At 52.3% G+C, this 9,370-nt stretch carries 9 protein-coding genes; 1 reads left to right on the top strand and 8 read right to left on the bottom strand.

Annotated features, from left to right (window positions below; genetic code table 11):
- The coding region (locus ABYT30_RS11195) for an acyl-CoA dehydrogenase C-terminal domain-containing protein (protein ID WP_373096501.1) at nt 1-843 on the top strand (843 nt) is incomplete at its 5' end.
- Nucleotides 844-888: 45 nt separating this feature from the next.
- Here the strand turns inward: ABYT30_RS11195 and acs are convergent.
- From acs to ABYT30_RS11155, 8 genes are all read right to left on the bottom strand, one after another.
- Nucleotides 889-2,826, bottom strand: a complete 1,938-nt coding sequence (gene acs, locus ABYT30_RS11190) for an acetate--CoA ligase (RefSeq protein ID WP_373096499.1) — start codon at nt 2,824-2,826, stop codon at nt 889-891.
- Between the two features lie 248 nt (nt 2,827-3,074).
- Nucleotides 3,075-3,455, bottom strand: a complete 381-nt coding sequence (panD, locus tag ABYT30_RS11185) for an aspartate 1-decarboxylase (protein ID WP_008251283.1) — start codon at nt 3,453-3,455, stop codon at nt 3,075-3,077.
- A 33-nt stretch (nt 3,456-3,488) separates the two neighbouring features.
- The gene (panC, locus tag ABYT30_RS11180; protein WP_373096497.1) at nt 3,489-4,373 is read right to left on the bottom strand and encodes a pantoate--beta-alanine ligase; all 885 of its coding nucleotides are present in this window, start codon (nt 4,371-4,373) and stop codon (nt 3,489-3,491) included.
- A 267-nt stretch (nt 4,374-4,640) separates the two neighbouring features.
- On the bottom strand, nt 4,641-5,432 hold the full coding sequence (panB, locus tag ABYT30_RS11175) for a 3-methyl-2-oxobutanoate hydroxymethyltransferase (protein ID WP_373096496.1): 792 nt from the start codon (nt 5,430-5,432) through the stop codon (nt 4,641-4,643).
- A gap of 18 nt (nt 5,433-5,450) precedes the next feature.
- A complete protein-coding gene (locus ABYT30_RS11170) occupies nt 5,451-6,131 on the bottom strand; it encodes a deoxynucleoside kinase (RefSeq protein WP_373096494.1) in 681 nt (226 codons plus the stop codon).
- Nucleotides 6,109-6,612 carry a 2-amino-4-hydroxy-6-hydroxymethyldihydropteridine diphosphokinase gene (gene folK, locus ABYT30_RS11165; RefSeq protein ID WP_373096493.1) on the bottom strand — a complete coding sequence of 168 codons (504 nt, stop codon included), beginning with the start codon at nt 6,610-6,612 and terminating at the stop codon, nt 6,109-6,111. The genes ABYT30_RS11170 and folK overlap by 23 nt, the downstream gene beginning before the upstream one ends.
- On the bottom strand, nt 6,609-7,985 hold the full coding sequence (gene pcnB / locus ABYT30_RS11160; RefSeq protein ID WP_373080246.1) for a polynucleotide adenylyltransferase PcnB: 1,377 nt from the start codon (nt 7,983-7,985) through the stop codon (nt 6,609-6,611). The genes folK and pcnB overlap by 4 nt, the downstream gene beginning before the upstream one ends.
- Before the next feature lie 371 nt (nt 7,986-8,356).
- On the bottom strand, nt 8,357-9,370 hold a 1,014-nt coding region (locus ABYT30_RS11155), incomplete at its 5' end, for a sigma-54 interaction domain-containing protein (protein ID WP_373096492.1).

Here is a 9,370-nt window from a genome sequence, read left to right as displayed (position 1 = left end):
GCCCGTGAGCGTTTACAAATGCGGTCTTTAACGGGCCCCAAAAATCCCGATGGCCCGGCTGACCCTATTATGGTTCATCCCGATGTGCGCCGTATGTTGCTAACACAAAAGGCCTTTGTTGAAGGTCAGCGGGCTCTTATCTACTGGCTCGCTCAGCAAGTGGATTTAAGTCAATTTGGCAGTGAAGCGCAGCAAGCGGAAGCCACTCAATTATTGGAATTATTGACGCCGATCGCCAAAGCATTTTGTACCGAGACAGCCCAGGAGGTGACCTACCTCGGTGTGCAGGTGTTTGGTGGACACGGTTATATTAGTGACAACGGTATGGAGCGGATTGCACGGGATAATCGAATCTCGACGGTTTACGAGGGGACCACCGGAATTCAGGCCCTCGACCTTATCGGTCGCAAGGTATTGGGCAGCGGCGGCGCCGTTCTAAGTAACTTCACTAAGATTATTCATAAGTACTGCCAAGCAAACAAAGACAATGCTGGGCTTGCCGAGTTTATTGCGCCATTGGCGGTGTTGAATAAAGAGTGGGGCGAAGTGACTATGGCCGTCGGTGAAAAGGCGATGGCAAATGCCGACGAAGTGGGCGCAGCCTCGGTGGATTACCTAATGTACTCGGGCTATGTAACGTTTGCGTACCTGTGGGCACAAATGGCCGAGGTCGCGCAGCAAAAGCTGGACGCCGGTTCAAATGATCCGCTGTATAGCAGTAAGCTTAAAACCGCGCGTTTCTACTTCCAGCGTCTGCTACCGAGAACGGCTAGCCACAAGGCAGCCATGCTCGCTGGCGCGAATGGCGTAATGGATATGAGCGAGGATGAGTTTATTTGCTAAGTACTCAGTTAAGGCGCGGGCTCTGGCCGCGCCTTAACTAATTTTTTAACGGTTCAAGCGGTTGTCGATTAATTGATCGACAACGGAAGGGTCCGCAAGGGTAGATGTGTCGCCCAGATTGTCCAGCTCATTGGCAGCAATCTTACGCAGTATCCGGCGCATAATTTTACCCGAGCGGGTTTTGGGTAATCCCGGTGCCCACTGTACTAGATCTGGTTTGGCGATGGGACCGATCTCCTTGACACAAAGCGCCGTTAATTCTTTCAGTAGCTCTTCAGTTCCCTCGATATCGTGCATCAGGGTGACGTAGGCGTAAATGCCTTGTCCCTTGATATCGTGTGGGTAGCCGGCCACGGCGGCTTCTGCCACGGCCTCATGGAGTACCAGCGCGCTTTCAATTTCGGCGGTGCCCATACGATGACCAGAAATATTCAGTACATCGTCGACTCGGCCGGTGATCCAGTAATCGCCGTCGGCGTCTCTACGGGCGCCATCTCCGGTGAAGTAATAGCCGGGGTGGGTGCTGAAATAAGTTTCGATTAGGCGCTGATGGTCTCCGTAAACTGTGCGAATCTGCCCAGGCCACGAGCGTTTAATTACCAGTAGGCCCTCTCCAGCACCGTTGATTTCCTTGCCGTCATTGTCGAGTAGCGCGGGCTCGACACCGAAGAAGGGCTTGGTGGCTGAGCCAGGCTTCATATCAATGGCACCGGGTAGTGGCGTTAACATCATGGCACCGGTTTCGGTTTGCCACCAAGTATCAACAATTGGGCAGCGCTCCTCACCCACTACGCGGTGATACCACTCCCATGCTTCTGGGTTAATGGGTTCACCTACCGAACCGAGTAAGCGTAAGCTGCTGCGATCACTGCTCGTGACGTACTCGTCGCCAGCGCCCATTAATGCGCGCAGAGCCGTTGGTGCGGTATAGAAAATGTTGACCTGGTGCTTGTCGATGACCTGCCAGCAACGGGAAGCGTCGGGGTAGGTCGGTACGCCTTCAAAAAGGAGCGTGGTGGCGCCGTTGGCCAGTGGCCCGTAGACAATATAGCTGTGGCCGGTGATCCAGCCGACATCGGCGGTGCACCAAAATACTTCGCCATCTTTATAGTCAAAAACGTATTTATGGCTCATTGCTGACTGCAGCAAATAGCCCGCGCTAGTGTGCAATACGCCCTTGGGTTTGCCAGTAGAGCCAGAGGTATACAAAATAAAGAGGGGGGTTTCACTGGGCATGGCGACCGCTGGACAGTCTGAGCTCGCGCTGGCCATCTCCTGGTGGTACCAGCGGTCGCGGTCATCTTGCCAGTTAATCTGGCCACCGGTACGTTTTATGACGAGGCATTTCTCAATGCTAGGGCAATTTTCCAGGGCTTTATCGGCGTTGGCTTTGAGTGGGATTTTTTTACCACTGCGCAGGCCTTCATCGGCGGTGATTAGCATTTTGCAGTCGGCGTTCTGAATGCGATCCTTTAAGGCCTCCGGTGAAAAACCGCCGAATACGACTGAGTGAATAGCGCCAATTCGGGCGCAGGCTAACATGGCGTAGGCGGCTTCGGGGATCATGGGCATGTAAATGCACACTCGGTCACCCTTGCTAATGCCCTGTGCTGTCAAGACATTGGCGAGTTTGCAGACTTCGCTGTGTAATTCGCGATAACTAATGTGCTTGGATTCACTTGGGTCGTCACCCTCCCAAATAATGGCCGTTTGCTCGGCGCGGGTCTCGAGGTGGCGGTCTATGCAGTTGTAGGCCACATTGAGTTCGCCGCCATCAAACCACTTGGCTTCACCTTTGCGAAAGTCGTAGCTGTTAACGGTATGCCAATCTTTGTTCCAACTTAAAAAGGTTTTTGCTTGGTTTGTCCAAAACGTGTCTGGATCCGTCAAGGATTGTTCGTACATCGCTTCGTACTGCTCGCGGTTGATGTGAGCGTTCGAGGCGAATTGGCTAGGCACTGGGTGTACATTGACTTTACTCATAGTAAAACTCTCAAATGCGCGATTGTTATGGTTGGACGGCGTAGCGCGTCATATAGCGGCTTTCAATCTAGCAGAATAACGGCTTGGCGACAGCGATTGAAGCCCCTTACGACTAAAGTCGAGTCTGGACTTATATGCTTTGTTGGTGAGCTGATAGGCGTAAGAAATTCTGCCAGCAATACTGTGGCGATGGGGAGGCTGTGGAGTTTGCACGCAATTTTGGCTTGTGGCCAAAATTGCGTGGCGTGTTAGGCGACTTGAACGGGGATGGCGTTGCTGGCGTGGCTAACGGTATTGTCCTGATTCATATAGATCAAGCGGGGTTTGAAGTTGATTAGCTCAACTTCGGAGTAGCTGGCATAGGCGCAGATGATAATAATGTCATCAACATTGGCTTTGTGAGCCGCCGCGCCATTGATCGAAATAATGCCACTGTTATCTTCACCACGAATTGCATAAGTGGTGAAGCGCTCGCCATTGGTGACGTTGTAAATTTGAATTTGCTCAAACTCACGGATACCCGACATGTCGAGTAATTTGCCATCAATCGCACAGGAGCCTTCATAATTTAGCACTGCGTGGGTTACACAGGCTTTATGGAGTTTCGCTTTCAGCATAACGGACTGCATAACGCTGTTCCTTTCTCTTCGGTCTTCGCTGGCTTAATTAGCCGCCAACATTCCCCAGTCGCTGCTGGAGTTAACGTTCAGGGTGACGTTGTCAATTAGGCGGGTAGAGCCAAGTTTGGCCGCCGCCAGAATAACAACTTCTTCGGTGTCCGCTGTTACCGGACGCAGGGTACGACCATCGCAAATATTGAAGTAATCCGCCACTAAACCTGCCCGGTTAAGGCTGGTTCTGGCGTGTTGCTCCAGTTTGCTATAACTGTCGTAACCACAGGCAATTGCCTCGCGGCACTCCTGTAATACACGGTGCAAAACGGGTGCGATTTGCCGTTGCTCGGCACTGAGATAGCCGTTGCGAGAGCTCAGTGCTAAGCCATCTTCGGCCCGCACAGTGGCAACACCGACAATCTCGATTGGCATACACAAATCGCGAACCATTTTACGGATAACGCTAAGCTGCTGGAAATCTTTTTCACCAAACACCGCGGTGTCTGGTTGAACAATATTGAAAAGCTTGGCCACTATCGTAGCAACACCGGTGAAATGGCCCGGTCGATTGGCGCCGCAATGTCCCTCAGAGATCTCGGGTACCGAAATCTTGCTGTGGCTGTCCATTCCCTCAGGGTAGATTTCCTCTACTTGGGGAAGGAATAAATATTGTGCGCCCTCTGCAAACAGTTTTTCTTTGTCTGCTGCTAAGGTTCGTGGGTAGTTGCTCAAATCTTCGTTCGCACCGAACTGCAGCGGGTTGACGAAGATGCTGACAACCACAATATCGGCATATTGGCGTGCCTTGCGAACTAAGCGCAGGTGACCTTCATGCAAATTGCCCATAGTAGGAACAAAGGCGACGGTTTTACCGGCGCGGCGTCCTGTATTTAAAGCGGCTCTTAAGGCTGCGGCTGTGCTATACGTTTTCATACCCCTAACTTCCCAATCTCATACTTCGCCTATTGCGAAGGTAGTTTGCTGTGAAGTCAGTCCGCGCACACCGCGGGCTGGCGACCAAAACACTGGCTGTAAGGCCTTTTAAAAACTGATGGATTGCTCAGAATCTGATCAGTTGGGCCAGTGGCGGGCAAGTATGCCCCAATCGGAATGGCCGTTCAATGCTTTGGTAACAAAAAATTCACGACTTTGTTACCTTGTAAAATGTTTCCCGAGGTAACAGTTTACACCTTTTTGCTATTAGTCAAAACTGTGCTCATCGGCAGGGAAGCTGCCGCTTGTGACTGCGTCGTTGTAGCGGCTCAAGGCGTCGCCAATGCTACTGCTGCCCTGGGCGAAGTTACGGACAAAACGCGCGGTTTTTTCGGTGACGCCAAGCAGGTCGTGAAGCACTAGAACCTGGGCGTCGGTCTCATTGCCTGCGCCAATACCAATAACGGGTATTTTAAGAACGCTGCTGATTTCTGCGGCGAGTTTCCGCGGCACACACTCTAGCACCAGCATTGCGGCGCCGGCAGCTTCTAGGGCTAGGGCATCATCAAGGATGGCCTGAGCTTGGTTGTCGTCTCGGCCTTGTACGCGATAGCCGCCCAAAACGTTGACGGATTGGGGGGTTAGGCCTAGGTGGCCGCAGACCGGTATGCCCGCGTGATTGAGCTGGCGAATGCTGTCGCAAAGCCAGTCGCCGCCTTCGAGCTTGACCATTTGCGCACCTGCGCGCATCAAGGTGGTGGCGTTATCAAGGCATTGCGCGGCAGTGTTATAGCTGCCAAAGGGCATGTCGCTGATGATCAGTGGCCGATTACAGCCGCGATTAACGCAGGCGGTGTGGTAGGCCATGTCCGCGACTGTAACGGGCAGGGTTGAGTCGTGTCCCTGTAAGACCATACCTAGGGAGTCGCCGACTAAAATCGCGTCAATGCCGGCGTTTTCAACTAATTTTGCGAAGCTCGCATCATAGCAAGTGACCACGGCAAACTTTTGCTGGCTTTGTTTTTTTGCCAGCAAGCTGAGGATATTGACCTTACTCATAGCGCGCCTCGTTGGAGCTTAAAAAAAAGTGGGGTTAAAGTAATGGCGACCGCTGCGAATTTCCAGCAGATATTGCAATAATTGTTCATATTGCTGGTCATTATTGGCAAAGTCGATCTCGCTCGCATTGATGATCAGTAGCGGTGAGTCGTGGTAAGAGTGGAAGTATTCGCTGTATGCGCCGTTTATTTTTTCTAAATATTCGGCATCGATACTGCGCTCAAAAGCAACGCCACGCTGTTGTATGCGGTCTTTCAATACTTTGACTGGCGCCTGGAGGTAGATCACGAGATCTGGCGTTGGGATATCGACTTGGACTTGCTCGTAAACCTTGTTGTAAAGCTCTAATTCATTGTTTTCTAAGGTTATTTTTGCGAACAAGGGGTCTTTTTGGAATACAAAATCAGCGACATGGGTTTGCTCGAACAGGTCGCTTTGGCGTAAATCGCTGAGCTGCTGGGCGCGCTGAAATAAAAAGAATAGCTGGGCCGAGAGTGCTGCATGGCGCTGATTTGCGTAAAACCGCTCTAGGAAGGGGTTGTCTTCTGCCTTTTCTAATAGCTGGTGGAAGCCGAGCGACTCAGCTAGGCGGCGCGTTAGGGTAGTTTTGCCCACGCCAATCGGGCCTTCCACGGCAATGAAGCGCGGTGGCCGCTGTAAATTGATGATCGGCTCGTTAAGCAGGTTGTGATTGGTCATTTTCGTTTAAAACCCACAGGTCGTTGGTGTCCTTGAAGGTGGCGCTATTTATGCCGCCGAATTTGGCCTGTAACAGTTTTTGAGGGGCTATATCCGCCAGTGGCCGCAAAACAAAGTCGCGCTGGTGCATGCGTGGATGGGGCACGCATAGGGTGTCGCTGGCGATATGGTGATCGCCGTAAAGCAATAAGTCTAGGTCGAGTGTGCGCGGCCCCCAGTGCTCGTCTCTTCGACGCTGGTGCTGGGCTTCGATACCCTGCATGGCAATAAGCAGTTGTTCGGCCGCTAGGTCTGTGTCCAGGGCGGCAACGGCATTCACGTAGTTATCTTGCTGTCCCGGCCCGACGGCGGTAGACCCGTATAATCGGGAACAATTGACCAGTGTCGATTTCGGGAGCTCCGCCAGTGCGCGCAGCGCTGAGCGGACCTGCGCCTGCGGCTCGCCAAGATTGCTGCCAAGCGCAATATAACAACGGATCATCGTGGCTTGCGGGGGCCGCGTCGACGGCGTGGTGCGCGAGGTTTGTCGCTCGCTGGCACCTGGCTTAGCATGGCGCCGCGTGTGTCGACATGGGCCTCTTGGAATGCCAGCCACCACTGCCCGAGGCCTGGTTCAATTTCACCAGCTTGCTCGCGCAATAATAAAAAGTCGAAGCCGGCCCGGAAATAGCGGTGCTCTAGCAACTGCTCGGCGCGCTTGCCTGAACGCCGGGTTAGGCGGCATTGCAGCTCCCAAATGTCCCGCATGGGTAGGGAGAAGCGCTTAGGTATGGCGACCGTTTGCTGTTGCTTGTGCAAAACCCGTTCGGCGGCTTGGTGCAGGGCGGCAATTTCCGGCGCACCAGTGTCCATGATTTCCTTCTGGAGGTGTTTCACTACCGGCCACAATATCACCGCGTAAATAAATGCCGGCGTTACGGGCTTGCCTTCGGCGATGCGAATATCGGTATTAATTAGGCCCTGCTTAATAATTTCTTCTGCAGCGGGCTCGCGCTGATTGAGCATTTTCTGCGTGGCGGGGAATAGCGGGGTGAACAGCTCATAGCGCTGCATTAGCGCGTAGGTGTGCAGGCCCTGGCCAGACATGAATAGCTTGATAACTTCGTCAAACATCCTTGCGGCGGCAATATCATTGAGTAGCGGAGCGAGGCGTTTGATTGGCTCTTCGCTATGCTTTTCAATGTCAAAGTCGAGCTTGGCGGCGAAGCGTACTACGCGCAGCATTCGCACCGGGTCTTCACGGTAGCGGGTTTCCGGGTCGCCAATAATGCGGATAAGTTTGTTGTTGAGGTCTTTGAGTCCGCCAACAAAGTCATATACACAGAAGTCGCGGCTGGAGTAATACAGGGCGTTTATGGTGAGGTCGCGGCGTGCCGCATCATCGTCGATGGAGCCGTAAACATTATCCCGAGTCAACATGCCCGATTCAGTTTGCGCAGAGTGCTTGTTGCGCTGTGGGTTGCTTGCCGGGGCGCTATGGTTGCCGCGGAAGGTCGTAACCTCGATGATTTCGCGGCCAAAACGGACGTGTACGATGCGAAAGCGTCGGCCAATAATACGGCTATTGCGAAAGGCGTTGCGCACTTGTTCGGGGGTGGCGTCGGTGGCAATGTCAAAATCTTTGGGCTGGCCGCCGAGTAGAAGGTCGCGAACGCCGCCGCCGACGAGGAAAGCCTCGAAGCCCTCGTCATTTAGCCTGCGGATAACTTTTAGGGCGGCGTCGCTAATGTATTTGCGCGAAACAATGTGTTGATCTCGCGGGATAATGGCCACTTGTTTGGTAGTGCCTTGGCTGGATTTGGAAAATTTGCCGGTAAGCTTTTTCCACAGCCCGGTAGCGGAGCTTGATGTCATTGAGTTTGGGGGTCGGCCGTTAGTTGGAAAGGCAGTATTCTAGCACAGGCCTTTGATATGTGCGGGAAATGCAGAGGAGGAATTTTTTGGGGATTCTAAAATGAAGAAGGGGAAAACATTGTCTTCCCCACCCAGGTCTCTTTGCTGTTGTATTATTATTATTGTTTATCGTTTCTTATTATTATTTTGTTTTCTTATTGTTGTTTGTGCCTAAAGAGAGCATATGCCGTGCCATGTTTTGAAAATCTAGCTGTTTCAAGTACTTAGGTATTTCCCCTGTTGTGGAAACCCCTTACATATTTATTACTTGTTACCTTAGTAAACGCTCTTTGTTACATTCAGTTGGCTTGGGTAACGGTGGCCGAGGTGCATTAGGCATTGGTTCTGGCGGCCACTTTTTTGCGTGGAATGCCTAAACGCTGGCGGCGTTCCCAGAGGCATTTACGGCTAACGCCAAGTTTTTGCGCTAACTCGGTTTCGCTCATTGAGTCTTGGTGCTCCAGGACAAAGCGCTGGAAATAATCTTCGAGAGACAAATCTTCACTGGGGTCGTTGGCGCGACTAGGCTTATTGCGGGTATCTTTGCGTTCGGCACTGCCGTTGTTATTAATGCTGGTGGGACGATTGTCGAAATCGTTGCTGCGGCCGCGTATTTGGCTAATATCAACAAGCTCAAGGTCGATATCGAGTAATTCATTGTCAATTTCTTTACGGTCACAAAGGATGACTGCGCGCTCAATGGCGTTTTCCAGTTCCCGGATATTCCCAGGCCAAATATAGGTTGTGATTGCTTGAATTGCCTTGGGGCTGAAGTGCATTAAGGGCTTTTTCATTTTTTCGCAGCGCTGCTTGAGCAGGGCTTCGGCAAGTTCAAGAATATCTTTGCCGCGCTCGCGTAGCGGCGGCAACTCTAGCTTCATGACATTAATGCGGTAGTACAGATCTTCGCGGAAATGGCCGGCATGGGCCATTTCTTTGAGGTCGCGGTGGGTTGCACAAATGAGTCGGACATTGACCTTACTGGATTCGACTGAGCCAATGCGGCGAATTTCGTCCTCTTGGATAAAGCGCAATAACCGAGCTTGTGCCTCTAGAGGTAGTTCGCCAATTTCGTCGAGGAATAACGTGCCGCCGTCGGCGGCTTCGATTAGCCCGATGCGACTGGTGTTGGCGCCGGTAAAGGCGCCTTTTTCATAACCAAATAGTTCAGACTCAATGAGCGTCTCGGGGATTGCCGCGCAATTTACGCAAATAATGGCCTTGGTGGCTCGGGTGCTCTGATTGTGTATCGCTCTGGCTACGAGTTCTTTACCTGTACCGGTTTCGCCGTGGACCAATATTGTGGCGTCGGTGGGAGCGGCTCGGCGAATGTGGTCGTAGAGTTG

Origin of the sequence: Zhongshania sp. (assembly GCF_041623545.1) — a bacterium.
Taxonomy (GTDB): Bacteria; Pseudomonadota; Gammaproteobacteria; order Pseudomonadales; family Spongiibacteraceae; genus Spongiibacter.
This window is presented reverse-complemented; position numbering and strand designations above follow the sequence as displayed.

What these genes read in the sequence shown, in the direction of transcription:
- panD (WP_008251283.1), bottom strand. Translation starts at nt 3,455, where the DNA reads ATGCAGTCCGTTATGCTGAAAGCGAAACTCCATAAAGCCTGTGTAACC.
- folK (WP_373096493.1), bottom strand. Translation starts at nt 6,612, where the DNA reads ATGATCCGTTGTTATATTGCGCTTGGCAGCAATCTTGGCGAGCCGCAG.
- panC (WP_373096497.1), bottom strand. Translation starts at nt 4,373, where the DNA reads ATGAAAACGTATAGCACAGCCGCAGCCTTAAGAGCCGCTTTAAATACA.
- ABYT30_RS11170 (WP_373096494.1), bottom strand. Translation starts at nt 6,131, where the DNA reads ATGACCAATCACAACCTGCTTAACGAGCCGATCATCAATTTACAGCGG.
- pcnB (WP_373080246.1), bottom strand. Translation starts at nt 7,985, where the DNA reads ATGACATCAAGCTCCGCTACCGGGCTGTGGAAAAAGCTTACCGGCAAA.
- panB (WP_373096496.1), bottom strand. Translation starts at nt 5,432, where the DNA reads ATGAGTAAGGTCAATATCCTCAGCTTGCTGGCAAAAAAACAAAGCCAG.
- acs (WP_373096499.1), bottom strand. Translation starts at nt 2,826, where the DNA reads ATGAGTAAAGTCAATGTACACCCAGTGCCTAGCCAATTCGCCTCGAAC.